The organism is Streptosporangium sp. NPDC003464 (genome assembly GCF_053588315.1).
The window spans coordinates 1-26,768 of record NZ_JBSFPS010000012.1 but is presented as its reverse complement, the minus strand read 5'-3'; the positions used below and the strand labels follow the sequence as shown (position 1 = coordinate 26,768).

19 protein-coding genes and 1 pseudogene are annotated in these 26,768 nt (G+C 71.9%); 15 read left to right on the top strand and 5 right to left on the bottom strand.

From position 1 onward, the window contains the following. Positions 1 to 11: 11 nt before the first annotated feature. The gene (locus ACWDS7_RS04760; protein ID WP_451928130.1) at positions 12 to 1,535 is read left to right on the top strand and encodes an MFS transporter; all 1,524 of its coding nucleotides are present in this window, start codon (positions 12 to 14) and stop codon (positions 1,533 to 1,535) included. Positions 1,536 to 1,780: 245 nt separating this feature from the next. On the opposite strand, the pseudogene ACWDS7_RS04755 reads toward ACWDS7_RS04760, so the two are convergent. Next, positions 1,781 to 1,906: pseudogene (locus ACWDS7_RS04755) on the bottom strand (transposase); the annotation flags it as partial. Between ACWDS7_RS04755 and ACWDS7_RS04750 the strand changes: the two are divergent. Beyond that, positions 1,877 to 2,389 carry a hypothetical protein gene (locus ACWDS7_RS04750; protein WP_451928129.1) on the top strand — a complete coding sequence of 171 codons (513 nt, stop codon included), beginning with the start codon at positions 1,877 to 1,879 and terminating at the stop codon, positions 2,387 to 2,389. The pseudogene ACWDS7_RS04755 and the gene ACWDS7_RS04750 overlap by 30 nt on opposite strands. Positions 2,390 to 2,491: 102 nt before the next feature. Then, positions 2,492 to 2,827: a hypothetical protein gene (locus tag ACWDS7_RS04745; protein ID WP_451928128.1), complete on the top strand. Its 336-nt coding sequence runs from the start codon at positions 2,492 to 2,494 to the stop codon at positions 2,825 to 2,827. Between the two features lie 474 nt (positions 2,828 to 3,301). Here the strand turns inward: ACWDS7_RS04745 and ACWDS7_RS04740 are convergent, their stop codons facing one another. Beyond that, positions 3,302 to 3,925, bottom strand: coding sequence for a DUF6461 domain-containing protein (locus tag ACWDS7_RS04740; protein WP_451928127.1), 624 nt, complete (start codon positions 3,923 to 3,925; stop codon positions 3,302 to 3,304). Between the two features lie 42 nt (positions 3,926 to 3,967). Continuing rightward, positions 3,968 to 4,750 (bottom strand): transposase family protein, encoded by a 783-nt coding sequence (locus tag ACWDS7_RS04735; RefSeq protein WP_451928126.1) that lies wholly within the window; start codon positions 4,748 to 4,750, stop codon positions 3,968 to 3,970. A gap of 804 nt (positions 4,751 to 5,554) precedes the next feature. On the opposite strand from ACWDS7_RS04735, the gene ACWDS7_RS04730 reads away from it, so the two are divergent. Then, positions 5,555 to 6,808, top strand: a complete 1,254-nt coding sequence (locus tag ACWDS7_RS04730) for an MFS transporter (RefSeq protein ID WP_451928125.1) — start codon at positions 5,555 to 5,557, stop codon at positions 6,806 to 6,808. Then, positions 6,805 to 8,277 carry an amidohydrolase family protein gene (locus ACWDS7_RS04725; protein ID WP_451928124.1) on the top strand — a complete coding sequence of 491 codons (1,473 nt, stop codon included), beginning with the start codon at positions 6,805 to 6,807 and terminating at the stop codon, positions 8,275 to 8,277. Before ACWDS7_RS04730 ends, ACWDS7_RS04725 begins: the two co-directional genes overlap by 4 nt. A gap of 67 nt (positions 8,278 to 8,344) precedes the next feature. Here the strand turns inward: ACWDS7_RS04725 and ACWDS7_RS04720 are convergent, their stop codons facing one another. Then, complete coding sequence (locus ACWDS7_RS04720; protein WP_451928123.1) at positions 8,345 to 10,555, bottom strand: MMPL family transporter; 2,211 nt, start codon at positions 10,553 to 10,555, stop codon at positions 8,345 to 8,347. Positions 10,556 to 10,835: 280 nt separating this feature from the next. Here ACWDS7_RS04720 and ACWDS7_RS04715 point away from each other — a divergent pair, with 280 nt between their 5' ends. Together ACWDS7_RS04715 and ACWDS7_RS04710 are read left to right on the top strand one after the other, a co-directional pair. Further along, positions 10,836 to 12,062 (top strand): sensor histidine kinase, encoded by a 1,227-nt coding sequence (locus ACWDS7_RS04715; protein WP_451928122.1) that lies wholly within the window; start codon positions 10,836 to 10,838, stop codon positions 12,060 to 12,062. Continuing rightward, positions 12,059 to 12,778, top strand: coding sequence for a response regulator (locus ACWDS7_RS04710; protein WP_012892675.1), 720 nt, complete (start codon positions 12,059 to 12,061; stop codon positions 12,776 to 12,778). The genes ACWDS7_RS04715 and ACWDS7_RS04710 overlap by 4 nt, the downstream gene beginning before the upstream one ends. Positions 12,779 to 13,033: 255 nt before the next feature. Here ACWDS7_RS04710 and ACWDS7_RS04705 read toward each other — a convergent pair whose 3' ends face one another. Then, positions 13,034 to 14,080, bottom strand: a complete 1,047-nt coding sequence (locus tag ACWDS7_RS04705) for a serine hydrolase domain-containing protein (protein WP_451928121.1) — start codon at positions 14,078 to 14,080, stop codon at positions 13,034 to 13,036. A gap of 209 nt (positions 14,081 to 14,289) precedes the next feature. On the opposite strand from ACWDS7_RS04705, the gene ACWDS7_RS04700 reads away from it, so the two are divergent. From ACWDS7_RS04700 to ACWDS7_RS04665, 8 genes are all read left to right on the top strand, one after another. Further along, complete coding sequence (locus tag ACWDS7_RS04700) at positions 14,290 to 16,062, top strand: hypothetical protein (protein ID WP_451928120.1); 1,773 nt, start codon at positions 14,290 to 14,292, stop codon at positions 16,060 to 16,062. 117 nt (positions 16,063 to 16,179) lie between these two features. After that, positions 16,180 to 18,672, top strand: coding sequence for an ATP-binding protein (locus ACWDS7_RS04695; protein ID WP_451928119.1), 2,493 nt, complete (start codon positions 16,180 to 16,182; stop codon positions 18,670 to 18,672). After that, complete coding sequence (locus tag ACWDS7_RS04690; protein WP_451928118.1) at positions 18,669 to 21,098, top strand: type IV secretion system protein; 2,430 nt, start codon at positions 18,669 to 18,671, stop codon at positions 21,096 to 21,098. Before ACWDS7_RS04695 ends, ACWDS7_RS04690 begins: the two co-directional genes overlap by 4 nt. Positions 21,099 to 21,100: 2 nt before the next feature. Beyond that, entirely contained in the window at positions 21,101 to 21,772 is a 672-nt protein-coding gene (locus tag ACWDS7_RS04685) for a hypothetical protein (RefSeq protein ID WP_451928117.1), read from the top strand. Then, complete coding sequence (locus tag ACWDS7_RS04680) at positions 21,769 to 22,854, top strand: C40 family peptidase (RefSeq protein ID WP_451928116.1); 1,086 nt, start codon at positions 21,769 to 21,771, stop codon at positions 22,852 to 22,854. Before ACWDS7_RS04685 ends, ACWDS7_RS04680 begins: the two co-directional genes overlap by 4 nt. A gap of 14 nt (positions 22,855 to 22,868) precedes the next feature. After that, the gene (locus tag ACWDS7_RS04675) at positions 22,869 to 23,261 is read left to right on the top strand and encodes a (deoxy)nucleoside triphosphate pyrophosphohydrolase (protein ID WP_306863983.1); all 393 of its coding nucleotides are present in this window, start codon (positions 22,869 to 22,871) and stop codon (positions 23,259 to 23,261) included. A gap of 77 nt (positions 23,262 to 23,338) precedes the next feature. Beyond that, complete coding sequence (locus ACWDS7_RS04670) at positions 23,339 to 24,799, top strand: hypothetical protein (RefSeq protein ID WP_451928115.1); 1,461 nt, start codon at positions 23,339 to 23,341, stop codon at positions 24,797 to 24,799. A gap of 78 nt (positions 24,800 to 24,877) precedes the next feature. After that, positions 24,878 to 26,629, top strand: coding sequence for a hypothetical protein (locus ACWDS7_RS04665; RefSeq protein WP_451928114.1), 1,752 nt, complete (start codon positions 24,878 to 24,880; stop codon positions 26,627 to 26,629). The last annotated feature ends 139 nt before the right edge of the window (positions 26,630 to 26,768 follow it).

Below are 26,768 nucleotides of genomic sequence, written 5' to 3'. Positions count from 1 at the left end.
CTGTCGACGACATGTCTCGACAGCACGCGCACAACTCACCGGGCCTGCGGGCCTGGCTCGGCCTTCTGGTGATCCTCGGGCCCGTACTGCTGGTCTCCATGGACGGGTCGATCCTGTTCCTGGCGATACCCCGGATCAGCCAGGCCCTCAGGCCAACCGCCGACCAGGCCTTGTGGATCCTGGACGTCTACGGCTTCGCCGTCGGCTCCCTGCTGGTCGCGTTCGGCAACATCGGCGACCGGTACGGCCGGCTGAGGTTGCTCCTGATCGGCGCGACGGTCTTCGGCGTCGGCTCCGCGGTGGCGGCGTTCGCGCCCAGCGCCGAGCTTTTGATCGTCGCCCGTGCGCTGATGGGAGTAGCGGGTGCGACCCTTCTGCCATCGGCTCTGGCCGTATTGAGCGAGCTGTTCGCCGACCCGCGGCGACGGGCGCAAGCCATCGGCGTCTTCGCCGCGGCGTTCGCGGCGGGGTTCGCCGTCGGTCCGGTCGCCGGCGGCATCCTGTTGGAAAGGTTCTGGTGGGGCTCGGTCTTCTTGATCAACCTTCCCGTCATCGCCCTGTTCCTGTTCTTCGCGCCGATCCTGCTCCGTGAGGTGCGCGCGACTCGCCCGGGTCGCGTCGACGCGATCAGTGTCGTGACCTCCGCGACCGGCCTGCTGCTCACGATCTACGGCCTCAAGCACGCCGCCGCCGAAGGTCTGTCGATCATCCCGGTTCTCGTGGGGATCGCAGGGCTGGTGCTGCTGACGTGGTTTGTCCGTCGGCAGCGGAGCCTTCGGCATCCGTTGATCGACTTCTCGCTCTTCCGCGACCGGGTCTTCACGGTGGCGATCATCACCGGTCTACTGCCGTTGGCGGCGTGGTCGGCGGCCGCGTACCTGGCGGGCATCTACCTCCAGTCCGTCCTCGACCTGCCCGTCCTGCACACGGCGCTCCTCGCGATTCCCGGCGCCGTGGTTCTCACCATCACCTGCGTCGTCACCCCCTTCGTGGTCGATCGCATCGGAAAGCGGACCGCCCTCATCCTCTGCCACTTCTCCATCGCGACGGGCCTGCTGTTCCTGCTCCCCACGGCGATCACGGGCGGGATCGGCTGGTACGTCGCCTCCACCGTCATCTCGGGCGTCGGCTACGGCATCTGTTTCAGCGTCGTCGCCGACACTGCCGTCGGTGCCGTCCCCGCGGAACGAGCCGGCTCGGCGGGCGCGCTCGCAGAGACCAGCAACGAGATCGGCAACGCCCTCGGCATCGCGCTCCTCGGCTCGCTCGCCGCTCTGGTCTTCCGACTTCAGGGGCCGGACCTGGCCCCCACCCTGGACGAGACCCTCCAGCTTCCGGACCTCGCGCCCGCGGTGGTCGCGGAGGCGGAGACGGCCTTCGTCTCCGGCCTGCACCTGGCCGCCGCGGTGGCCGCCGCCCTGCACATGGCACTCGGCGTTCTCGCCCTCCGCTGGCTCCCCAGATCCGTGACAGCACAGGTCGACTCCGATCCCGAGGACACCACAGTGGAGAACCGGCATGCCCGCACCCGGTAGTCGTCACTGTCAAGGCCGTCACGCCCTGGCCCGGAAGATCTCCCACGGCAAGGACGGACAGCTGTATCAGGGGTAGCGGTGCCCACGGTATCGGCACCCTTGACGCTCTGGCTGTCGACGACCGCCGCCGACGGCTCCGGATCCCGCCCGGCTCCGGCGCGGACGCGCCGGAGCAGCACGTCCAGGATCCTCTGGGTGACGCCCTGCTCCTCCCAGCGCACGAAGTGCCAGTACACCGTCTGCCAGGGCGGGACGTCGACCGGCAACTGCCGCCAGGAGCATCCGGTCCGCACCACGTAGGAGATCGCGTCCACGATGTCCCGGCGGGGATGCTTCTCCTTATGGCCGTCCCGGTGCGCAGCGGGAAGCAGCGGTTCGATCAGCTCCCAAACACGCTGTCAGGCCTGGAATGGGGGCTGCCATCGGCATTGCTCTGCGCGGGCCTGCCCATCGCCGCCTTCCACGCCGGCGGGGGCTCCATGGCCAAGGGGGACCGTGGCCGCGTCGCGCCGCTGCTGCTGGCGGCCACAGCCTTGGTCGTGGGGTTGTCAGTGTTGATCATGGCTGGTGCGCCTGTCCAGGTCGTCGAGGTGATGGTGGCACCGCTGGTGATGCTCGCCGTACTGGCACCTCTCACGGCCCGCTGGGATGTGTCCTGGCACACCGCGACCCCGGCGGTCTGCGTCACCTGGGCCGTGATGCGTCTTGGCCCGGCGGCCGCCGCCGGTGTGGTTGTGGTCGCCGCCTCAGCATGGGGGCGTGTGCGCCTGGGCGAGCACACGCCGCCACAGACGGTGGTCGGAGCGGTCATCGGCACCTCGACCGCCGCGATCGTCTTGACGGTCGCCTCTTGACCCGCCGTGCCTCCCCGGATATCTCCGATACCCAGAGCCGCTTTACAAGCACCTGCTGCGCTGCGCGCGCATGTCACGTGATTGAAAGGATCCCCGCCCTCGATGACCGCCACCGTCGATCCGGAAAGCTCTGCCACCTGTCCGATCGCCCATCCCTTCGATCAGGACGCTGACGGAGTCAACCAGCCCGGCCTGTACAAAAACCAGAAGTACCACGACATCCGGGAGGCCGGCACCGGCGTCGCCGACGTCCTTCGCGCCAACGGCACCCTCGGCAAGCTCATCACCCGCTACGACGATGTCATGGAGGTCCTGCGCGACCAGAAGGTGTTCTCCCGGGAAGCCGCTCGCGACGTCGACGACGTCGGTCTCGAAGGCACCATCTTGGGCCTGGACGGAGACAACCACGCGGCGGTACGCAACGTCGTCAAGGACTGATTCACCGCGCAGGCGATCGAAAAACGCCGCGAGGAGGTCGAGGACCGGGCCGCAGCCCGGCTGAAGGCGATGATCGACGAAGGTGAGCCAGCCGATCTCCTTGATGCGTTCACCATCCCCCTGGCGCTGGACACCATCGGCGACATGATGAGCTGTTGATACGCGCCCTGTACGCCGCTGGACGCCGGTCAAACGTCAACGAGGTGCTCGCCGAATTGCTGGCGTCACTGGCGTGCCCGTGCATGATCTGCCGGCGTCCACTGCGGGCCGGGCCGCACTGCTGCGTTCGGTATTGGATGGGCGGCGGATGTTGATCGTGATCGACGACGCTGCAGCGCTGAGGCTTTTCATCCTGATGGCCTGGTGCGGCAGGCCTGCGGAGAACAGTGCCCCCGTGAAACCTGCAGGAGCGTGCAGCGAAGTGATCCACCGTCCGCCTGCCAACCCGCGGGGGCTGCAGACGATGGATCCTGCTCACCTCGATCCGGGAACGACTCCGCCCAGGTAGGTGGACTCCTCCAGCAGCTGCGGCGTCATCGTGATCCCGGTGAGGCGCTCGGCCATGAGGAACGCCGGCCCTTTGTGGGGGGCGGCGATCGAGTAGACGGGGGAGTCGATCCGCTCCAGGATCTCTGCGAGTTCGTCCGGCATCTCCTCCGAGTAGCTTTCGTGGGGCCTGAACATGAACTGGATCCTCCCGTCGTCGATCCGGTGGGAATAGCCTTCGTCGTGCGCGAACTCGAACCGGATCTTCCCGTCGTCGATCCAGTAGAAGTAGTCCATGTCATCGACGTCGAGGTAGAAGTGGGAGATGAGACGGGTGCCCGCCGACAGCGGCATGATGATCTCTTCGGTGACGCCGAGCCCGCTGCAGGCCTCGACGAGGAGCACCCAGTCTCCGACGGCGACGGCACCGAAGGTCTGCCACCGGATCAGCTCATCAAGCGTCACGCGAGAGCAGTCTTCGACCCGGACGCCGAGCCGGGTCACCACTTCCTCAAGCGTCAGGCCGCGGACGTAGGTGAAGCAGTAGGCATCCGCGAACTCGGGGAAGCGCTCACGGGAGAACCAGGAGTAGTCGTCAGGAATCGCGATCATCCCGTCATGCTCGCAGCGCCCACCGACACGATAAGATCCATTTCATCCTGAGTAGCGGCCTTCTTCCACGAGCTGCAGCACAAGGATCGCCTGCACGAGCGCGGTCGCTCGATGCGGGCAACAGCGCAGCCTGGTCAGCACCTTCCAGCCCTTCAAGGTCGCGACGGCACGCTCACCGATGGCCCGGACACGGGCATGGGCGCGGTTGACGTCCCGCTGCCCGCGCGACAACCAGGGACGATGGCGATGCCGCTGGAACGGCGTCCGAACCGTGCCGCCCGCGCCTTGACAACCCTTGTCCGCAAAGATCTTCACGCCGGCGCTGGTCAAGGCATCGATCAGGCCGGCCTTCCGAGCGGCGCTCACGTCGTGCACGGCGCCCGGCAGCGCGGGCGAGGCCCACACCAGTCGGCCCATGGGGTCGGCCAGCAGTTGCACGTTCATTCCATGCCGCCTGTGGTTGCCGCTGTAATACGGCCGCTCGTCGGCGAGGCGGTCGATCGGGATGAGAGGGCCGTCCAGGATGGTGTAGGCCGGCCGGGATGCGCGCCCGACGGCGGCGTGCACGTCGTCGGCCAGGGCGGCCAGGAGATCGGCGGCTTCGCGGACGTAGCGCCAGGCCGTGGGGGTCCCCACGGCGAATCCGGCGGCCAGGCGGGCGTAGGTGTCGCCAATGCGCAAGCGGGCCAGGACCAGTAGCGCCTGCTGCGCCGGGTCTGACTTCCGCCACCGGGAGCGGCGTTCGGCGTGCCGGGTGCGGATGAGCTCGGCCAGGCGCATCAGGGTGTGGTTGGACAGTGGAATCGCGGCACGGTAAGACAGCAACGAGGCTCCCGGTTGGGGCATCGGATCTTGGTCGACTGCTGTCTTGTCGGGAGCCTCCTCTCATCCGCCGCTGCTTTCCGCAGACCTATCCTGACCAGCGCCTTCACGATGGAAAGAGCTCCGTAGTGACCGGGGCCGCTTCCGGGCCTTCCGTGAAAAAGCGTTCCCCCGGGAGGCGTTGCTCGCTGGAGCCAGACCCGACCTGAACGCCGACACCTTCGACGCGCTGGAGGTCGAGGTCGAACGGCAGGAGAAAATCGCCGGGTGGGTGGCCTCGTGACCGAGTATCTCCGCACATCCGGACGGCACCGCGCCGGCCTGCCGCCCGCCACCGTATATCGCCGCTTGTGGGACGGCCCGGCCCGCGCCGAGGCCGAGCGGCCGGGGCCGGCACCCGTAGTCGCTCCGCCAGGCGGGGAACCTTCATCGGGTGCCACCGGTCGGTGTGGTAGGTCCCGGCGACCGTGCCGGAGCGGGACCCGGCACGTCCGGCCCCTGAGACCGCGCGTTACCGGCGGACGCCGTCCGATGCCGGCAGGGGGTCAGCCCACACAAGCCCGAACCCACAGAGGAAGGTGAAGTCGGCACCGCGGTGCGGGTTGACGCCTAGGCTCCTGGGACGTTCTGGGGGCTCATCACCTGGACCCGGGTGGAGCACCACCGAGGCGTTTCACCACCGGTGGACAGATCTTGGTTCGATCGCACCGCCGGCGGCCCCGACTTCATGTTCCTGCACGAAGCACTCCCGGGTGACGTGATGGAGGGTTGCTGGAACATTGATCTCAAAGCTCCGGAGGCCTGTGAATGGGACTCGCCGAAGACACCCCCACCCTGGCGCCCGCGCAAATACGTAAAACGGCGACCGTCACCGTCGGCCTGCTCATGGGCGTCTGGGTGATCGACTACGTCGATCGGGTGATGATGGCCGTCGCGTTGCCGTTCATCGGCGAGGAGTTCGCGCTCACCAAGACCGAGCAAGGCTGGCTGATCACCGCCTTCTCCCTGGTCTATCTGCTGTGCCAGGTGCCGGGTGGCATCCTCGCCGACAAGTTCGGCGCCCGCCGCCAGCTCATGGTCTCTCTGCTGCTCTGGTCGCTCTTCACCGCCCTCACCGGTATCGCCTGGGGTCTGGCATCCCTCCTCGTCATCCGTGCTCTCTTCGGCGTCGGCCAGGGCCTCTTTCCCGGCGCGTCCTTCAAGGCCATCGCGGAACGCACCACCCCCGCCGTCCGCGCCACCGCCGCCGGCGCCATGCTCGCCTCCAACCAGCTCGGTGCCGGCGTCGCCCCGCTCGTCGTCGCGCCGCTCATCCTCGCCCTCGGCTGGCGCCACACCTTCTGGGTCACCGCCGCCGCCGGTGTCGCCATCGGCGTTCTGCTCTGGAAGCTGCTGCCCAAGGCGCTGCCCGCCCACCTCAACGGCTCCGACGTCGTTCAGGACAAGGGGACCAGCCTCGGCGCCGTCATGCGCTCGCCATCGGTCTGGAAGTTCGCCGCCCTCTTCTGCACCACCAACATGCTCGGCTACGGCTTGATCACTTGGGTGCCCAGCTACCTGCTGGAGGAGCGCGGCATCTCCCTCATCAACACCGGCGTCATGTCCGCCATCCCCGGCCTGGTCTCGTGCGCGACCGTCTTCCTCGGCGGCTGGCTGTTCGACCGCTTCTTCCACGACAGGGCCCGGCTCTACGTCATCCCCCTGCTCCTGGTCACCGCCGTGCTCCTGGTGCTCATGCTGATGGCCGACTCCGCTGTCGGGTTCACCGTCTACCAGACCCTCGCCATGGGCGTGGCGGGCCTTTCCGCGATGGGCATCCTCGGCATGCCCGTGCGCGCCCTGCCGCCCGCCGTCATCGGATCGGGCATGAGCGTCGTCAACGTCGGAGGTCAGATCGCCGGCGTCCTCGCCCCCGTCCTCATGGGGTTCCTGGTCGACAAGTTCTCCTACACCGCTGCTTTCGGCCTGCTCATCGCCACCACCGTCCTCGGCGCGCTGATCGCGTTGATCGTGCCCCAGCGCCCTGAGCAGTTCAGCCTCGGAACGAAGGAGTTCGCGTGACGACATACGATCTGGTCCTCGCCCGCGGCCGGGTCATCGACCCCGAGACCGGCCTGGACGCCGTACGCGACGTCGGCGTCAATGGCGGGGTCATCCAGGCCGTCTCCGACCAGCCGCTCGACGGCGTCACCACCGTCGACGTGGCCGGCCTGGTCGTCAGCCCGGGCTTCATCGACCTGCACAGCCACAGCATGGACGTCGCCGGCCACCGCCTGCAGGCGCTCGACGGCGTCACCACCGTCCTGGAACTCGAGGCCGGCGCCTACCCGGTCGCCGCCGCCTACCGCAGGGCCGAGATCGAGGGCAGGCCCCTCAACTACGGCTTCGCCACCTCCTGGGCCGTGGCCCGTATGGCCGTCCTCCTCGGCCTCGACACCAGCGGCGACCTGAGGAACGACTTCCTCGCCAACATCGGCCGCGAGGAATGGCAGCGCGCCGCTCCGCGAAATGTCGTCGACCGCATCGTCGGCATGTTGGAGCGCGACCTCGGCGACGGCGCGCTCGGCATCGGCATCCTCGTCGGCTACGCGCCCCGCGTCGATCCCTCCGAGTACCTCGCCGTGGCCGCCCTCGCCGCCCGCGTCGGGCTGCCCACCTACACCCACGCCCGCGAACTTGTCGAGATGGACCCCACCACTCCCGTCGACGGCGCCGAGGAGATCGTCCGCGCCGCCGCCGAGACCGGCGCGCACATGCACTACTGCCACGTCAACAGCACCTCCATCCGCCATGTCGACCGCGTGCTCGGCCTGGTGGAGAAGGTTCGCGCCGAAGGCTCGCGCGTCACCACCGAGGCCTACCCCTACGGCGCGGGCATGACCGGCGTCGGCGCGGCCTTCCTCGCCCCGGAGCTCCTCCACCGGCGCGGGCTGACCCCGCACTCCATCGGCCTGCTCGGCGCCGAGGGGCGTATCCCCGACGCCGACACCCTGCGTCGGATCCGCGAGAGCGAACCCGGCTCGGCGGCTTTCGTCCACCTGCTCGACGAGGACGACCCCGCCCAGTTCGACTACATCCAGCGGGCCCTCACCTTCACCGACGCCGCTGTCGCCACCGACGCCGTACCCCTCCTGTGGCGCTCGGGAGCACCCGACCCGCTCTCTTGGCCGCTCGGGCCCGACGCCGTCACCCACCCTCGTACGGCCGGCACCTACGGCCGGACACTGCGCAGGCTCGTCCGGGAGAACGGTGTCCTGTCGCTGCCCGAGGCTGTGCGCCGGTGCACGCTCATCCCCGCCGACGTGGTGGGCTCGGGTGTCCCGGCGATGCGGCGCAAGGGCCGTGTTCAGGCGGGCTGCGACGCCGACCTGACCGTTTTCGACCCCGAGACCGTCAGCGACCGTGCCACCTACACCGAGACGGTCAGGCATTCCTCCGGGTTCGTTCACGTCCTTGTCGGCGGCCGGTTCGTGGTCCGCGACGAGCATCTGTTGCCGACCGCCCTGCCCGGGCGCGCTGTCAGAGCCTGATGCCTGGTCCGGGTCGTCTGGTTGACGGCCCCGACCGCCGTTTCGGGGCCGGGCTCCGGTCCAAGCCTCAGCAGGCCGTGACCCGGTCGGGTTCCGGAGCAGGTCCGGTCGCACGGTCCTGCCTGTGGCCGTCCTTGGTGGGCCGCGGGCGGAGCGGCCACCACATGGCCCGGCCGAGGAGTGCGGCGAGGGCGGGGACCAGCGCCAGCGACACGACGAGCGCGGAGAGCATGATGCCCAGCGTCATCGCGAAGGCCATCTGCTCGTTGCCCGGGGACGTGACGAGGCTGGCGAAGGAGGCGGCCAGCACCAGGCCGGCCGTCGCGATGGCCGGTGTCGTGTGCCGTACCGCGCGGGCCACGGCGGCGCGGGCCGGGCCCGGTCGCTGCATCTCCTCCCGGATCCGGTCGGCGATGAGGATGTTGTAGTCGGTGCCCAGCGCCACGACGAACAGGAACAGCACCAGCGGGAGGGTGTAGCTGACGCCCGGAGTGCCGAGGGCGTGCTGGAACAGCAGCGTGGCGGCACCGAGGGTCGCGGCGAAGCCGAGCCCGACGGAGAACATCAGGACCACCGGTGCGAGCAGGCTGCGCAGGAGCAGCAGGAGGATCAGCGCGATCAGCCCGGCCGCGACCGGGAACACGATCTTCAGGTCGTGGTCGACGGCGGCCGAGATGTCGGCGATGATCGCCGCCGTCCCGCCCACGTGTGCCGTCGTCCCGGCGGGCGTGTGCTGGGCGACCGCGGCCCGGATCGGTCCGGAGGCCAGGTCGCGGGCCTGCTGGCTCTGCGGGTCCGCGGTCGTGTACAGGTCGATCCTGGCGGCGCGGTGGTCCTTGTTCAGGACGGTCCGCGCGACCTGGCCCACGCCCTTGACCTGGGTGAGCGCACGGGAGAGGCCGTCGAGCCGACCGGCGGTGAGGACTCCGCCGTCGGTGGCGGTGACGAAGACGCTCGTCGGATCCGACACGCCGGCCGGCAGCGTGCGGGAGATCTCGGCCGCGGTGGCCGCGGCGGGGGTCCGGGCGTCAGAGCCGCCACGGCCGTAGTCCATGTGGATGCCGACCAGCCCGGCGGCCAGCGCGGCAAGCAGGGCGACGGAGCCGGTCAGCATCGTCAGCGGTCGTCGCGTGACCAGTGCCCCGAAGCGGGCGGCACGGCCCTCGCGCGGCTCGTGGCCAAGGGTCCGGGAGGGCCAGAACATCTTGCGGCCGGTGGCCGCGAGCAGTGCCGGCAGCAGGGTGAGGCTGCCGAGCAGCGTCACCAGGACCGCGATGGCGATCGCGGGGCCCATCGAGCGGAACTGCCCGAAGGTCGCCACGCCCAGCGTGGCGAAGGCGGCCACGATGGTCAGCGCCGCCGAGGTGATGGCGGTGCCCACCCGGCCGGAGACCTGCTCGGCCGCCTCGCGGGCTGACTGCTCGGGCCGGGCCCGCAGTTGCTCGCGGAAGCGGAACAGCAGGAACAACAGGTAGTCGATGCCGATGCCGAGCAGGACCACGTTGATCACCCCCGTGATGCCCGGGTCGAGTTTGCGCCCGGTGAGCATCGCGCCACCCACGACGGCTCCGGTCGCCACGAAGCCGATCATGGCGACCGCGAGCAGCGGCAGCAGGGCTGCCAGTGCACTGCGGAACGCCAGCACGTTGAGCAGGATGATGAGTCCCATGATGAGGGCGCCCCCGACCATCGCGGCGGTCTTGTGGGAATCGGTGGTGTCGACGGTGTCGGCGAGAGCACCGGTGAAACCGGTGCGCATCCCCGCCTCGGAGAACTGCGTCCGGGCGGCGTCCCGGAAGGTCCGGTAGACGCCCTGGACTCCCTTGTCCGTGCGATTGCCGATCAGCTCGACGGAGAGCAGTTCGAAACTCCGGTCGGGCGCCATCATCGCCGGGGCGATCCGGGGCGTCTGGGAGCGGTCCGGGACCAGGAACTGCGGGCCGTCGTCTTCCCTCGGCATGATCACCCGGCGCTTGCCCAGCTTCGCCGCCTCGGCCTCGACCCGCTTCTGGTCGGCGGCGCTGAGGGCCTTGCCGTCGGACCGGGCGACCAGCACCGTCACGGTGGTGGCGTCGGGGTTCACCCCGAACCGCTCCTGGGCGATGTGCAGCGCGGCGGCCGAGTCGTAGCTGCGGGGCAGGAAGTTCCCGGTCTGGTTCTGGGTGACGCCGGCGATCAGTGTCGGGGTCAGGGCGCTCAGCACGACACCCAGCACCACCCAGAGGGCGATGACCCTCCATGGGTGTCTGGTGGAGTATCCGGTCAGGGCACGGATCACGATGTCCTCCGGCGGACGGTATTGACTGCGGACGTCTGCCGGGGGCTCCCGGCCGGTATCCAGACCATCACTCCGAGAGGCGGCAAACCTCCTGGCGGCGGATGATCCGGACCGGGGCCCTGGGTCCTTCCCCCGGTCCGGGACCAGGACCCTGGTCCTGGTCCCGGACCGGGGCCGCGTCCGGGACGGGGGCCGCGGACCGCCGCCGACGGTGCTGCCACCGCGGCTGCTGTGCAACCCTGATCCGGGGGCCGGGAGGCCGGATACAGGGGGAACAGACATGCCCAGGGACCGACACGTCGGGCCTGGCGATGCCCGGGAGCTGCCGCACATCGACAGCGCCGAGCCGCCGTGGACCCGCAACGACGCACTCGTGACCGGCGGGGCGTGTGTGATGAACCTGCTCAGCTACGTGTTCTTCGACGACCCCGACGGCCGATACGCCGTGAGCGTGGTCGGGTTCCTCCTCGTCGCGCTGGCGGCCCTGCCGCTGCTCGCCCGGCGCCGCCATCCGGTGGCGGCGCTCGCCGCCGTACTGGTGCTCGATGCGACGGCCACCCTGACCGTGCCGCTGCCCAGCCACTTCGGTGCCGTCCTGCTGGTCGCCCTGTACTCGGTCGCCAGGGCCTGCCGCAGCCGGGTGACCGCGGTCGCGGCCGTCGCGACGGTGTCGCTGACGCTGCTGAGCCAGAGCGGCGGCCGGGTTCCGCCCTGGCAGGACGCCGTTTTCGCGCCCCTGTCCACCCTGATCGTCGTCGGCGCCGCCATGGCGGTCAACCGCTGGCAGCAACAGGTGGCGGCCAACCGCAGACTCCTTGCCGACCGTGCGGTGGCCGACGAACGCCGCCGTATCGCACGGGAGTTGCATGACATCGTGGCCCACCACATCACCACCATGCAGCTGATGGCCGGCGGAGCCCGGGCCAACATCGCCGAACCGGAGGTGGTCCGGGACGCCCTGGTCACCCTGGAGTCCTCCGGGCGGCTCGCGCTGCGCGAGATGCGCCAGCTCCTCGACGTGCTGCGGGCCGGCGACGAACCGGAGGCCGCGCCGTCGCTGCCCCAGCCCGGCGCCGACGACCTCGACCGCCTGGTGGCCGAGTCCCGCCTTGCCGGGCTGCCGACCGAGTTCAGCATCCACGGGCAGCGGCGCCCGCTGCCGCCGACCGTCGGCCTCACGGTGTTCAGAATCGCCCAGGAGGCCCTCACCAACGCCCGCAAGCACGCGGGGCCCGCCCGCGCCTCCGTACGGCTGACGTACCGCCAGGAGCGGATCACCCTCGAGGTGTGGGACGACGGCGGGGGCACACCGCCGCAGGAGAGGGCACCGACGGCGGGCTCCGGCGGTTACGGCCTGATCGGCATGCGCGAGCGCGTCGCCCTGCACGGCGGCACCCTCAGCGCCGGCCCGCAGGCCGGCGGGGGGTTCGCCGTGGTGGCCGACCTGCCGCTGACCATGGACGAGGCGGCCGAGGCGGCCGTCCAGCACGAGGAGGCACATCGATGACCGGGACCGGGCCGACGCTACCGAGGATCAGGGTGCTGATCGTGGACGACCAGCCGCTGGTCCGGCGCGGCCTGTCGCTGATCCTCTCCCCCGACCCGTCCTTCGAGGTGGTGGGAGAGGCCGAGAACGGCGCGCAGGCCGTCACCCTCGCCCGCCGACTGCGCCCCGACGTCGTGGTGATGGACATCCGGATGCCGGTCCTCGACGGGGTCGGCGCGACCAGGGAACTCGCCGCCACCGTGCCCGACTGCCGGGTCCTGGCCCTGAGCACCTTCGACCTCGACGAGTACGTCGTGGGCGCCCTGCGCGCCGGAGCCTACGGGTTCCTGCCCAAGGACAGCTCCCCGGAGGACCTGAGCGCGGCGATCCGCACCGTCCACGCCGGTGAGGCCGCCGTGGCGCCGCGCCTGCTCACCCGGCTGATCTCCACCTACGTACGGGCACCCCATGGTACGCGGCCGACCCCTACCGGCCTGGGTGAACTCACGCCCCGCGAGGTCGAGGTGTGGCGTCTGATGGCCACCGGCCTCGACAACACCGGGATCTCCCGAACCCTGGACATCAGCCTCTCCACGGTCAAGAACTACATCACCAGCATCTTCGACAAGCTCGCCGTCCGCGACCGCGCCCAGGCGGTCATCGTGGCCTACGAATCGGGCCTGGTCACCGCCCGCGTGGCAGCCGGGGACCCGCCCGGCGACGGGCACACCGGATAGCGGGGAGCGGTGCGCCCACTTCCCGCACGGGGTGGTGTCGAGAAGGGCCAGGACATCGGGGGTCCTGCTTGGCGGGTGCGCCGTCGGCGAGGAGGGCGCGGCCGTCCTCGGTAGCACCGGTGCGCGGCTGGTGGCCGGGAATGTCACCGCCGCGGCCACCGGCGGCCGCTCGGACACCCCCGGCACCACTCGATGACGAGGGGTGCCGCCGCGGCACCCCATGACCATCGCTACCGGTCCTGCCGCACGAGATGATCAGTCGGTCGGTGAGGTGCCGCAGAGTGCGTTGTCGATCAGGTGGGCAGTGGCTTGGCCCTGCTCTCGTGTGCCGGGGTAGGTGGTGCGTGAGACGATCACGCTGGTGCGGCCGTCCTGGGTGACGGCGTTGTCGGTGATGAACCCGGGTGTGCCGCCGGGGTGCGACCAGGCCGTGACCCCGCAGCTCAGTCGCTGCTTGGCCATGCCCAGGCCGAACTCCCTGCCGGGCGCGCCGATGGGAACCGTGGTCGTCATCTTCTTCAGCTGCTGCGGCGGCAGTAGCTTCCCGCCCAGCAGCGCACGCCAGAACCTGCTCAGGTCGCCGGTGGTGGTGACGGCCTCCCCCGCCGCACCGGCCCAGCCGAGACTGAGCAGGGTGACGCGGAACGGCCGGGAGGTCTTGGCGTCCTGGGTGTAGCTCTGCACGTGCGGCTTGGGCAGGAGCGGGGAGTCGCCGGGCAACGTCGTGTTCCGCAGCCGCAGCGGCGTGATGATCCGGCGCTTCACCTCCTTGCGCCAGGAGTTCCCGGTGGCCCGCTCGATGACCAGCCCGGCCAAGAGGTAGTTGATGTTCGAATAGCTCCAGCGGGCGCCGGGGGCGAAGAGCGGGCGGTGGCCGACGCTGAGAGCCACCAGCCGCCGCGGGTTCATGCGCAGGAACCGGTAGGTGCGGTAGCCCCGCTCGGTGCGCATCTTCTCCTCGATGTCGCCCACGGAGTCATACAGGCCGCTGGTGTGCTGGAGCAGGTTTCTGATGGTGATCGCGCGCCCGTCGTTGCCGTTGCCGCGCACCAGCCCGGGAAGCCACCGTTCGACGCTGTCGTCAAGGGACAGGCGGCCCTCCGCCTCCAACTGCAAGATCACAGCAGCGACGAAGGTCTTGGTGTTGCTGCCCATCCGGAAGTGCCCGTCGAGCGGGATCGGCACGTTGCGGCCCCGCACCGCCGTACCGCTCGCCGCGGCCAGGTCACCGCCGGGTGAGACCACCCGCGCCTGCACTCCCAGCGTGCCGGCGTCGCGGATCGCATCCAGATCCGCCTGCAAGGCCGCCCGATCATATCCGGACGACGATGCGTGAGCCGGACCCACCGCCGGCGCACCGACGGACGCGGCCACGGCCGCTGACGCCACGGCCGCATGGAAACGACGCCAGCCCACACTCTTCATAATCATTCTTTGCCTCCCGGCAGATTCGATGCTGCCCACCATGGGCCGCTCCGGCCCTCGGGCAGGCGGTCCCCGCCGAGGGGCCCGTGGCCGCCGCTCCCGCCACGCCTGCCGTCTCCCCTTCGACGACGCGGGCCGCCTCCGCTCCGGCGGAGCCGGTCGAGCGGGTCTCCCTCGCTCCGCCGCCCGCGGCCGCCGCCGCACTGGTCAAGATCCCGGCCGACCCCGCTCCGGCGGCCCCGGCCGCGCCGCTCTCCCCGCCCGGGCAGGCTCCCGCCGATCCGGTCGCGCCGATCGGCACCGAGGCGTTGCGGCGGCTGCGCAGGCTCGCCGCCTCGGCAGAGTCCGAGCGCCCCGCTCCGGCCGGGACCGGTCAGGACGGGGCTCAAACGGGCACCGCCTCCACCGCTCCCGCCGAGCGGCCCGTGGCCGCCCCCAGGGCCGCCGGCCGGCTCCCCGAGCGGCCCACGACCGCCGAGGAGGCCGTCGAGCGGTCCACGACTGCTGAGGAGGCCCTGGAGCGGTCCGCGGCCCCCGCCGACCCCGCCGGGCGGCCCACGCCGGTCGAGCGGCCCGGACGGCCTGTGCTGCCCGAGCGGCCCGCGGCCGCGGCGGGTCCCGCCGAGCAGGCTCCCGCCGAGCCGCGGTTCATCGGGCCCGCCCCGGTCCGGCGGCCCGCCGGACCGGAGGTGCGGGCGGGCGACGCGGCGGCGGAGGCCGACAACGGCCTGTGGACCAGGCACCGCAAGGGGCAGCCGGCGCCGATGGGGCAGTCCGCCGAGACGCCGAGGACCTGGCAGCAGGACCGGCCCGCGGGGACGTCGGCGGGCGTGTCGATCCGGGCGGTCCCGTCCGGGGCCGAGGCCAAGGCCGACCCGGTGGCGCCCGCGGTGCCGGTGCCCCGGCCCACCCATGGCGAGGCCAGGGTGCGCCGGGTGGAGTCGGTCGTCGGCCGCGACTCCTCGGGAGGCTGGCGACGGCTGGCCCAGGTGGTCATCGGGCCCGGCGGCACGGGCCGTACGGACGGATCGGAGATCGACGAGGCACGGACCAGGGCGGTGTTCGCCGGCAGCCGCCGGGTGGTGGTGCTGGGCTGCACCGGCGGCGCCGGGCAGACCACGACCGCCCTCATGCTCGGCCACACCCTCGCCAGATACCGCGAGGACCGGGTGCTCGCGGTCGACGCCAACATCGGCATCCACGCCCTGTCCAGCCGGATCCAGGGTGAGTCGCCCGAGACCCTGACCTCCCTGCTGGCCGGCCTCGACAACGTCCACGGCTATCTGGGCATGCGCGCCTACACCAGCCGCTGCGCCTCCGGCCTCGAAGTCATCGCCGGCGACAGCGACTCCGGGGCCGAGCAGCGGCTCTCCGACCGCACGCTCTTCTCCGACCGGCGGCTCAGCCAGACGATGGACATGCTCGACCGGCACTACAAGCTGATCGTCATGGACCCGGCGGCGGCGCTGGCCGCGCGGGTGCTGCCCTACGCCGACCAGCTCGTCCTGGTCGTGCCGGCCAGCGAGGACGGCCCGGACGCGGTGGCCATGACCTACGAGTGGCTCGACGGCCACGGCTGCGCGGACCTCCGCCGACGCGCGATCATGGTCGTCAACGGGGTGAGCCGCCGCAGCATGGGCGACGTGGAGCAGGCCGAGGCGGTCGCGCGCGGCCGGTGCCGGGCGATCGTGCGGGTGCCCTGGGAGGACGAGCTGGCCCCCGACAGGTCCGAGCGGGTGGAGCCGTCGCACCTGCGGGCGCCGGGCCGCCGGGCGTATCTCGCGCTGGCCGGAGTCGTGGTGGCGGGTTTCGGAGCGGCACAGGCGATCCGACCCAGCGAGGAGGAATTGGCCCAGTGATCCCCCGGGCGCGAGGAGACGTGGTGAACGGGCGTAACGAGGTGGGCACGTGAGCGAGCGTGGCGGGCGAGCCGCCGGTCACAGGGGTCCGGCCACGCGGCCGGTGAAGGAGGTCGTGTGAGCCGCGCCTCGCGGGCACGCAGTCGTCTCGCCGTCCGATATTTCGACGACCGGATCCTGCTGACCGACTCGTCGGTCTGGGCCTACTTCCGGTTGCCGACCGTGAGTTACGAGTTCGTCACCCCCGAGGAGCGGGAGGCGCTGGTCACCAACATCACGATCGCCCTGGCGGCGATCCGGATGCCGGACGCCGAGGTGCACCTGCGGGTGGCGCACCGCACCTACCCGGCGGCCGAGTGGGCCATGGCGCTGAACGCCACCTCCGACGAGGGCCCCGGCTGGCGCGACTACCTCGAGGAGATGTACCGGCACGTCTGGGCGAAGGACTTCTGGAGCAAGGAGGTCTATCTCGGCGTACGGCTCGGCGCGCGCGGCAGGCAGCTCGGCACCGGGGTGCTGTCCCAGCTCTTCGGCCTCTACCAGCGCAGCGAGAAGGTCCTGGGCATCGACGACGACCACGTCCCCAAGGCGGAGATCGCCAAGTGGTCGGAGCAGGCGGAGCGGCTGGGCCGGGCCCTGTCCGCCAGCGCCCTGTACGCCCGGCACGCCACCTCCACCGAGATCGCCTGGCTCTTCCAGCACGCCGCGACCGGCTCGCTGGGCGATCCGCCCGCCTCGGCCAGCCCCAAGCGGCGCTGGGGCCAGGGCGAGATCGAGTCCCTCGTCGAGGGGCAGATCCACAACGGCAGGTCGCTGCTCCGGATCGAGCAGCCCGACGGCGACTCCTACGTCGCGCACCTGTCCTTCGCCCGGTTCCCCGACCTGATGCCCTTCCCCGACGGCGAGCCGTGGATGCACTTCGCCGACCAGCTCCCCTTCCCGGTGGAGATCAGTTCGAGGATGCGGCTGATCTCGCCGGTCAAGGCCAGCAAGGACGTGGCGCGCAAGCTCGCCCACGCCCGTGACATGGACATCCACATCCGGGAGGCGGGCGCCGAGGCGCCGCTGGCGCTGGCCGAGCAGATCGACGCGGCCCGCATGCTGGAGCACGGCATCACCAAGGAGCGCCTGCCCTTCGTGTACGGCTGGCACCGGTTGATCGTGTCCGCTCCGACGGAGGAGATCTGCATACAGCGGGTCGAGGCGGTCGTGGAGCACTACCGCGACCTGGGCATCGACATCGTCAACTCCACCGGCGACCAGTTCTCGCTGTTCTGCGAGGCGCTGCCGGGCGAGCGGGTCCGGGTCAACGCCTACGCGCAGCGGCAGCCGCTGCGCACCATCGCCGGCGGGATGGCGACCGCCACCGTGGACCTGGGCGACCGGGCGGACGAGGCCAACGCCGGCTGGATGGGACCCTACGTCGGGGAGACCCTGGGCCGGGCCCGGAGCATCGTGCACTTCGACCCGCTGGTGGCGGCCACGCGCAACCGGCCGACGGCCATCGCGATCACCGGCGAGCCCGGCGGCGGCAAGACCACGCTCGCACTGCTGATGATCTACCAGATGGCGTTGCGCGGCGTGACGGTCGCGGTCATCGACCCCAAGGGCGACGCCGACTCCCTGGTCCAGCTGCTGCAGCGGCGGGGCCGGAAGGCGCGGGTCATCCCGCTCGGCTCGGCCGCGCCGGGCCTGCTCGACCCGTTCTCCTTCGGCGAGGACATCGCGGCCAAGAAGACGATGGCCAGCGAGACCCTGCGGCTGCTGCTCCCGCGCATGTCGGAGGAGCGCGAGTCGGCGATGATCCAGGCGGTCGCGGCGGTCTCCAACGGTGTGGACCCCTCGCTGGGCAAGGTCGTCGACTTCCTGGAGCAGACCGAGGACGCCGCCTCCAAGAACCTGGGCGCCGTGCTCCGCTCGATGTCGGAGATGCATCTGGCCCGGCTCTGCTTCGACCCCTCGGGCGGCGACCAGATCGACACCGAGGGCTGGACCACGGTCTTCACCCTCGGCGGCCTGACCCTCCCGGACGCCTCCACCGGCCGTGACGACTACTCCTACGAGCAGCGGCTGTCGGTGGCGCTGCTCTACCTGGTCGCCCAGTTCGCCCGGGGCCTGATGAACGGCCTCGACCGGCGGACCCCCAAGGCGATCTTCCTGGACGAGGCCTGGGCCATCACCTCCACGCCGGAGGGCGCCAAGCTGGTGCCCGAGGTCAGCCGGATGGGCCGCTCCCGCAACACCGCCCTGGTGCTGGTCTCGCAGAACGCCGGCGACCTGCTGAACGAGCAGGTGACGAACTGCCTGTCGTCGGTGTTCGCCTTCCGCTCGACCGAGCGGGTCGAGGTGGAGCACGTGATGGCGCTGCTCGGGGTGGAGCCCTCGGAGGAGCACAAGGCGATCCTGCGCTCGCTGGGCAACGGCGAGTGTGTCTTCCGAGATCTGGACGGTCGTGCGGGCCGTATAGGGGTGGACCTCATCTCCGACGAGCTGGTGCGGTGGCTCGATACGAATCCGACCCACGACAAACCGGGCGAGAACGTGCATGATCTTTCCGGGGGCGACAGAGTCAGTAGGCCGGGGGCTGCGGCGCTGGAGGTGCGGTCATGAAGGGCTCCCGCAAGGGGCTGAAGAACTCCCGCAAGGGACGACTACGCAGGCGGATCGTCATCGCGCTGGTGGCGCTGGCCGCGTTTCTCGCGCTCCCGCTGCTGTCGCCGGCGGGCACGTCCACCGCCGTCGCCGCCGCTCCCTGCGACCTCTCGCCGGACCTGGCTCCCGAGGTCGTCGGCTCGGGCGTGGACGGCCTGCTCAAGCCGCCGGCCCCGGAGACGGCGGGAGCGGCGGCGGCCAGACCGGAGGCGCCGGCCGCGCCGGCGCCGACCTCCGCCCCGGCCCCGCAGGGCAACTACGCCACCTACGGCATGAGCGGCCAGTTCTGGCACACCCACCAGCTCGGCTGCGACGACGTCGCGGCGGTGATGGGCAACACGATGGCCAACACGATCTTCTCGTGGGCCAAGGCACTCGACCGGCTGACCATCACGACCTATCAGGCCGCGGCCACCGAGGGCCCGCTGGAGTCGATCAAGGCTGTCGTCGACGACATCGTGATCAGCCTGTCCAACGCGATGTACTGGCCGTACCTGCGGCCGATCGTGATCCTCGGCGCCATCTGGCTGGCCTGGTACGGCCTGATCCGCAAACGCGCGACCACGACCGCCGAGGGCGTCATCTGGATGGTCCTCGCGGTCACCGTCGCGGTCTGGTTCTTCAGCCGCCCCGGCGACTTCACCGGCATGGGCAAGCTGGTCACCGACAAGACCAGCGAGGTCGTCAACTCGGCCTTCTCCGGGCTGCCCGGCGCGGGCGGGACATCCTGCGTTCCTGCCAAGGGTGACACCAATCCCCAGATGAAGTCCGGTGGTTACGGCCAGACCGGCGTCCCGGGGGTCGAACAGAACGCCGAGGCGCTCTGGTCCACCCTGATCTGCAAGCCGTGGCTGATGGGCGAGTTCGGCACCGCCGACCCGGCGGCGCCCCAGGTGGCGGCATACGCCGCCAAGTTGCTGGACGTCCAGGCCATCGACGAGACCGAGCTGCGGGCGACGCAAATCCCGAACGTCAGCGCCCACCAGGCACGATACGAGGCGGAGATCGCCGACAAGCTGGAGAACACGCCGATCTTCTTCCTCTTCCAGGGAAAGGATTGGACAAACAGGCTGGGCATCGCGATCGGCGCGCTGCTGGCCGCGATGGTCGCCGGACTGCTGATCTTCCTGGTGGCCGTCTCGCTGCTGGTGCTCAAGGTCGGGTTCCTGCTGCTGCTGATCCTCGCGCCGGTCTTCCTGCTGATCGGCGTGCATCCGGGGTCCGGCCGGATCATCGCGATGCGCTGGGTGGAGATGGTGGTCGGCACCCTGCTCAGGCAGGCGGTGCTGACGCTGGTCCTGGGCGTCCTGGTGTACGGCTACGCCCTGATCATCTCCACGGCGATGCCGTGGGGCATGCAGGTCATGTTCATGGCCCTGCTGACGATCGCGGTCTTCTTCTACCGCCGGCCGTTCCAGCACCTGTTCGCCTCCATGGACGGGCACACGCTCACCACCCGGATGCTGGGCGACGCGGCCTCCGCGCCGACCCTGCAGCGCGCGGCGGGCGTGCTGCCGCCGGTCGCGGCGGCCCGGGTGGGCCGCTGGGGCATGCGCAAGGCGGAGCCCGTGCTGCAGGCGGCCGCGCTCGCCGGCGGCGCCTCGGTCGCGACGGCGGCCGCGGCGGTCGCCCAGGGCAAGGTCCGCGGGGAGGAGGGCGGCTCGGCGGCGAACACGCCCTCCGGCGCCCGGATCCCGGCCGGCGCGCAGCCCGCGCCGCTGGACACCGACGCCCAGACGGGCACGCGGCGCAAGGCCACCGGCCGGCCGGTCACCGCGGCGCGCGCCGGCGCGGCGCCGCCGCTCAACCTCTCCGGCGGCACCGCGACGGGCGGCACCACCGCGGGCGGCGCCGCCCCGGCCCGTTCCGGCTCCGGGGGCTCCACCCGCGGTGGCGGGGGCGGCTGGTTCAGCGGCCGCTCCGGCGGCTGGGCCCCGCAGGGCGGGTCGGCGGGCGGGTCCTCCCCGGCCTCCTCCGGCGGCCGGTCCTCCGGCGGGTCGCCGTCGTCCTCGTCGGGCGGCGGACGGTCGGGCGGGAGCGTCTTCGGCCCCGGCGGCGGCTCCCGGCGCTGGGACTCCGGCTCGCGCGCTCCGGAGCCGCGCGGCTCGGGATCGCGCAACGGTTCCGGCTCGGGCTCCGCGCCACGCGGCGGCTCCCGGAGCTCCTCGGGATCCGGCGGCGGCATCTTCGGGGGCTCCCGCGACTCCTCGGGGTCGGGGGGCGGCATCTTCGGCGGCTCCGGCAGGTCGGGGAACGGCGGGCGCGCGGACAGGTCGTCCGAGGCGCCCCCGCTCTGGCTGCCCAGCCGGTCCGAGCGGGGCGGGGGGACCGATGAGACGGCCGCGCCCTTCTGGCTCCGCGCGTCCAACCCCGACAAGGACTGACGATGGTCGAAGGGGGCAGCCGTCGAGGGCTGGTCTTCGCGGTGCTGGTCATGATGCTGGCCGCGGTCGGGATCTATCTGACCATGTGGCCGGACTCCGGTGACGAGGGGCGGCCGCAGCCCGATCCGGTGGGCGTGAGCCGTACGGTGCCCGGATCGCGGGCGGCGGTGAGCGCCGAGCCGCCCCGGCCGTCGGCGACGGCCAGCAACGCGCCCTTCGACGTCTACTCCTACCTGCCGATGACCAAGCAGGAGCTGGCCGCCGCCGCCGACTACGCCCAGCGTTTCACCGCCGAGTACGGCACGTTCAGCTACGACGAGGACCCGGCGGTCTACGGGGACCGGCTCAGGGGATACACCACGACCGAGTTCGCCGGTGTACTGCTGCGCACGGTCACCTCCCCGGGCAGCGTCGAGGCCAACCGCGCCGACGAGGTCGTCTCCGTCGGCACGGCGCGGGTGAAGGAGATCCGGCAGATCCAGAACACCTCGGTGGTGTTCGTGGTCACCGGCACCCAGGACGTCACCGCCAAGAGCGGGCCGAAGGAGCGGACCGAGGACTACGCCGTCACGCTCATCGAGGTCGGGGCCGACTGGCGGGTCCACGATCTGCAGCCGGCCGACGAAGGCCAGGACGGCGACGACGGGTCCGCGCGGAGTGGGGAGAGCGGATGACGGGCAAGCGGGTCCGCCTCGTCCTCATCATCGCCGTCGCCGGGCTCTGCCTGCTCACCCTGGTCCTGGCGCCGATGATGATGATGAGCACCTTCCCCTCCTTCACCGGCGGCGGGCTGCCCGACTGCGAGGAGGTCTCCAGGGCCGCGGGCGAGCAGTCCGAGACCGCGGGCTCGGACATCCCGGCGGACTACCTGAAGCTGTACCGCAAGCACGCCGAGAAGATCGGCGTGCAGTGGAACGTGCTCGCCGGGGTGGGCAAGCGGGAGACCGACCACGGGCGGTCCACGCTCCCCGGGGTGCGCAGCGGCACCAACTACGCCGGGGCGGCCGGGCCGATGCAGTTCCTGATCGGCACCTGGGGCGGCAAGGCGAAGATCAAGATTCCGTCGCAGTTCAACGGCTACGCCTCCGACGGCGACGACGACGGCTGGGCCGACGTCTACAACCCGGCCGACGCCATCCTGGGCGCGGCGAAGATGCTCAAGCGCAACGGCGCGCCGGAGGACGTGCGGCGTTCGCTGTTCGTCTACAACCGGGCCTGGTGGTACGTCGACCAGGTCATGGAGATCGCCGAGAAATATGCCAAGGACGGCGCGGTCAGCGTCCCGCCGGAGGCGGAGGCGGCCTGCGACGAGCCCCTGGTGGCGGCGGCGCCCACCGAGACGGTCGCCGGGATCCTGGACTACGCGCTGGCCCAGCGCGGCAAGCCGTACCTGTGGGGCGGCACCGGACCGGACGCCTTCGACTGCTCGGGGATCATCTACATGGCCTACCGGAGCGTCGGCCTGACCATCCCGCGAACGACCTTCGGTCAGTGGCCCTTCGGCGTGAAGATCGCACCGGGCGACGAGCAGGCCGGGGATCTGGTCTTCTTCAACGCGGGGCCGGGCACCGGGGTCGACCGGCCCGGTCACGTGGGAATGGTGGTCTCACCGGGCAAGATGGTCGAGGCGAGGTGCCGGCTGTGCGGGCCGATCAAGGTCACCACCTATCGGGACCGCATCGGCATCGTGGGGTTCACCCGGCCGCTGCAGAACCCCGATGTTCTCGCACAGCTCAGGTTGAAGGAGCAGGGCTGACAGAATCGAGGGCCATGGACAAGGTCGTTGTGGGAGCCGCGATCGTCGACGGCAGCGGCAGGTTGCTCGCCGCCCAGCGCGCCGAGCCTCCCGAACTCGCCGGTGGCTGGGAACTGCCCGGTGGAAAGGTCGACCCGGGGGAAGACGATCGGACGGCGCTGATCCGGGAGTGCCAGGAGGAGCTCGGCGTCCTGGTCGAGGCCGGGGCGCAGATCGGCGGCGACTGGCCGCTGTCGAGCGGTTACGTGCTCCGGGTGTGGCTGGCCGAGATAGTGGAGGGCGAGCCGGAGGCCAAGGAGCACCTGGACCTGCGCTGGCTGCCCATGGACGAGCTGTATGACGTGCCGTGGCTGCCCGCGGACCTGCCGATCGTGCGCGCCGTACAAGGTCAGCTCCGCGAGGGTTGAGCGGCTACGCATTGTGACATAACAATAGCGGGATGTGTCGTTGGCGTACGTCCGTATCGGGGGATCGGAGAAGTGCGGTGACCGGATGGTGGCAGCGTGCCCGGGTCGTGTCGGCCCTGGGGACGGGGGCGCTCGTGCTGGGCGGAGGACCGGCCGTGTACGCGGTCGGGGCGGACGACCCCGCCACGTTCCCCGCCGAGGCGGCCGAGGCCGACGAGCTCAACTCCTGGTCGCAGTGGGTCCGCGCCGACGACGTGATCCGGTTCCGGGTGTGGCTGGAGGGGTCCGGCACCGACGCGCGGCTGGCGGTGGAGACCACGCCCGCCGAGGCGCTCAGAAGCATCGAGTGCCCGCAGGAGGGCGCCCAGGTGCCGCCCGGCGGCGGCGCCCAGATGTGCTCCCTCGGGGTGGTCGACACGCGCAGGTCGGTTGACGTGCTGCTCACGATGCCCGACCGGGACGAGGACATCGAGCTGACCGCGGTGGCCCGGATGCGCAACCGCGACGGTGCGTGGATCACGCACACGGCCCGGACCACGATCGAGAACCCGGCCTCCAGGATCGCCGAGATCATGAAGGCGGCGCAGACCGTCGGGGCCGACCCCGTCCTGCCCCGGCCCGCCCCGAACGTGCCCCCGCTGCCTCCGGGCAGCCCCGCGGGGGCGTCGGGGAGCGCGGAGGCGGCGGGACAGGCCGGGCCGGCCGGTGCCGCGACGGCCGCGGACCGGCCGTCCACGCCGCCCGCCTCGCCGGTGACGTCGCACGGCCCCGCGGACCCGGGGCAGGCCCCCCAGATCCCGCAGAGCCTGCCGGAGCCGGTCGCACCGCTGAACCCGCCGGCGCTCGCGGCGCCGCAGGTTCTGGGGGAGCCCGGGGCGCGGGCGGTGCCGCCGGACCCGCGGCCGAAGGGCGGGGAGGGCATGCGGATGACCCTGGAGGAGGCCCCGGCGCCTCGGGGGAGCGCCGCTGTGTCCGGAGGATCCCGGACCGAGCAGGCCGGGCCGGAGGTCTCCGGCACCCCGAGCGCCGCGCCGGACCGGGGTGGGGCGTCCGCCGGCCCGCTCCGGCCGGAGAGGGTGGCGGCGCGGCGGGCCGGGCGGCGGGAGGAGGCCGCGGCCGCCAGGGCGGAGACGGTGTCGCGGCGCTCGGCGGAGCTGGCCGAGGCCGGGCAGATGCCCCCGCTGACGGGAGAGGTGCCGCAGCTGCCGGGGCCGATGCCGCAGGCGCCAGGACCGATGCCGCAGGCGCCGGGGCAGCCGCTCCAGGTGTGGGACGACCCGAATCTCCGGATGCCGCTGGCCGCGCCGGCCGCGTCGCCGCCGTCGGCGGCCACGACGGACCCGCAGCCCCTGGGCGCGCCGCTGCCCCGGGACGTCGACGGGCCGGGCCGGGAGATCGGGCCGGTCGCCGAGTCGGGTCCACTCCTGACCGGGATGCGAGGACTGCCCGCGGTGGGGACCGCGATCGGGGGCCTGCTGGGGCTGCTCTGGCTGCAGATGAAGGTCCAGCGCCGGCGTGAGTCGCGACCTGTGTTGTAAAAAGCGCTTTGCTGTTACTTTTGCCCAACTAGTATTTTCCTTGACTCAGTCTGTTTGGGAAATCCGCGGAGGGCACCGGTGACGCGATCACGGCGTACGGCGGCCGTCTCCGCCGTTGTCATGTCCTTGGGGCTGAGCGGCGCGCTGCTGCTGGCCGCGGCGCCCCTCACCACCTCCACCCCGGCCGGCGCGGCCACCCGCCTGGTCGCCGCCGACCCCTCCGAGATCCCGGGCTGTGACGCCGATCCGGCGGGGCCGTGCGAGGAGCCCACGCCGATCGTCACCGTCACGGTCACCGAGGACCCCGGGCAGGAGCCGCCGCCGCCGACCACCCCGGTGCCGCAGAAGACGGTGACCACCACGGTCACCGTCCCCCCGAAGACGCCGACCCCGAAGCCTCCCAAGACCACGGCCCCGCCGGCGACGACCGCCCCGCCGGTCGTCCCGCCGCCGTCGAACTCGGCCCCCATCGAACCGCCTCCCGTCGTCGGCACGCAGCCGTCGACGCCCGAGGAGTCGGAGTCGGAGGTCGTCTTCCCCACCACGGAGCAGAGTCCGACCGAGCTCCCCACGGCCACGCCCGCGCCGACCAACGCCCCGACGTTCGAGGACACCACCCCGGCCCCGGTGCCCTACGAGATCCGCAACGCCAACTCCGAGTTCGACAGCGCCACGCTGAGCAGCCAGCTCGCCATCCCGGCGCTGATCCTCGTGCTGCTGGTGCTGTTCGCCGTGCTGATCTTCGAGGGCAGGCTGCGCCGCCTGGCCCACGCCGCGGCCATCCGCCGCGCCGGCCCCCGCGCCCTGGGCCACCAGCGAGGCGACGCCATGGGCCCGATGGGCTACCCGATCGGTCCCGGCTACGGACCGGCGCCCGGCTTCCCGCACGGCACCTACCAGAGCGGTACGGCCTACGCCCCGATAATCAGCTTCGTCCCCATGCAGATGTACGCCCCGGCCTATCCGGAGGAGTACGCGCCGGAGCAGTATCCCCAGGCGTACGAGCAGTCCACGGCCTACCCGCCTCAGCCGGGCTACGACCAGTCGGGCCATGAGCAGTTCCAGCCCGGCTACGACCAGCCGCAGGGCTACGGCCGGCAGCCCGTCGGCTACGTGGAGCACCCGCAGGGGCAGGCGCCCCACGGGCCGATGGGGCCGGAGGCCCCCTTCCACGGCGCCGCGCCGTACGGCCCCCCGGGGGACTTCCCCCAGGGCGGTCCGCCGTTCCCGGGCGGTCCCGGTCCTCAGGGCGGTTTCGGTCTCCAGGGCGGCCCGCCGTCCCCGGACGGCCCCGGTCCCCAGGGCGGTCCGGCCGTCCCGCAGGGGCCCGGTGAGTTCCCCGGCGCGCCGTTCCCGCAGGAACCGCCGTACGTCCGCAGCCACGCCCAGGAGCCGTTCCCTCCCGGCCCGGAGCAGTTCCGCGACCACCCGCGGCCGGGCCGGCCCGACGACCTCCTCCCCGGTGCGCCCGGCGGCCTCCCCCAGGGCGGTCCGCCCCCGCACGGCGCCGAGCCCTTCCACCCGGACGGTCCGCCGTTCCCGGGCGGGCCCGGTCCTCAGGGCGGTCCCGGTCTCCAGGGCGGTCCGTCGTCCCCGCAGGGGCCCGGTCCCCAGGGTGGTCCGGCCGTCCCGCAGGGGCCCGGTGAGTTCCCCGGCGCGCCGTTCCCGCTGGAGCCGCCGCACGCCGGTGACCCGGGCCGGGGGCCGTTCCCCGGCCAGGAGCCCCTCGTCGGCCCGCCGCCCGCCGAGCCCACCGCCACGGCGGTCTACCCTCTGCCCGGTCAGGAGAGCGGAAAGAAGCGGCGCGGGCTGTTCCGCCGCTCCAAGTGACGGCGCCGGCGCGCCCCGCCCGACCACGCTGGGGACGCGCCGGACCGGCCCTGGAGAGTTCGTGGCGCGAGGTGACCCCGCGTGGCCCCCGCTTCGAGGTCGGGCAGCAACCCAGTGAAGACGTCGGCGTAGGCGGTCC

Excerpts from the sequence above, each read along its gene's own strand:
- ACWDS7_RS04760 (WP_451928130.1), top strand. The coding sequence starts at position 12 with ATGTCTCGACAGCACGCGCACAACTCACCGGGCCTGCGGGCCTGGCTC.
- ACWDS7_RS04750 (WP_451928129.1), top strand. The coding sequence starts at position 1,877 with ATGGCCGTCCCGGTGCGCAGCGGGAAGCAGCGGTTCGATCAGCTCCCA.
- ACWDS7_RS04745 (WP_451928128.1), top strand. The coding sequence starts at position 2,492 with ATGACCGCCACCGTCGATCCGGAAAGCTCTGCCACCTGTCCGATCGCC.
- ACWDS7_RS04740 (WP_451928127.1), bottom strand. The coding sequence starts at position 3,925 with ATGATCGCGATTCCTGACGACTACTCCTGGTTCTCCCGTGAGCGCTTC.
- ACWDS7_RS04730 (WP_451928125.1), top strand. The coding sequence starts at position 5,555 with ATGGGACTCGCCGAAGACACCCCCACCCTGGCGCCCGCGCAAATACGT.
- ACWDS7_RS04715 (WP_451928122.1), top strand. The coding sequence starts at position 10,836 with ATGCCCAGGGACCGACACGTCGGGCCTGGCGATGCCCGGGAGCTGCCG.
- ACWDS7_RS04710 (WP_012892675.1), top strand. The coding sequence starts at position 12,059 with ATGACCGGGACCGGGCCGACGCTACCGAGGATCAGGGTGCTGATCGTG.
- ACWDS7_RS04690 (WP_451928118.1), top strand. The coding sequence starts at position 18,669 with ATGAAGGGCTCCCGCAAGGGGCTGAAGAACTCCCGCAAGGGACGACTA.
- ACWDS7_RS04685 (WP_451928117.1), top strand. The coding sequence starts at position 21,101 with ATGGTCGAAGGGGGCAGCCGTCGAGGGCTGGTCTTCGCGGTGCTGGTC.
- ACWDS7_RS04680 (WP_451928116.1), top strand. The coding sequence starts at position 21,769 with ATGACGGGCAAGCGGGTCCGCCTCGTCCTCATCATCGCCGTCGCCGGG.
- ACWDS7_RS04675 (WP_306863983.1), top strand. The coding sequence starts at position 22,869 with ATGGACAAGGTCGTTGTGGGAGCCGCGATCGTCGACGGCAGCGGCAGG.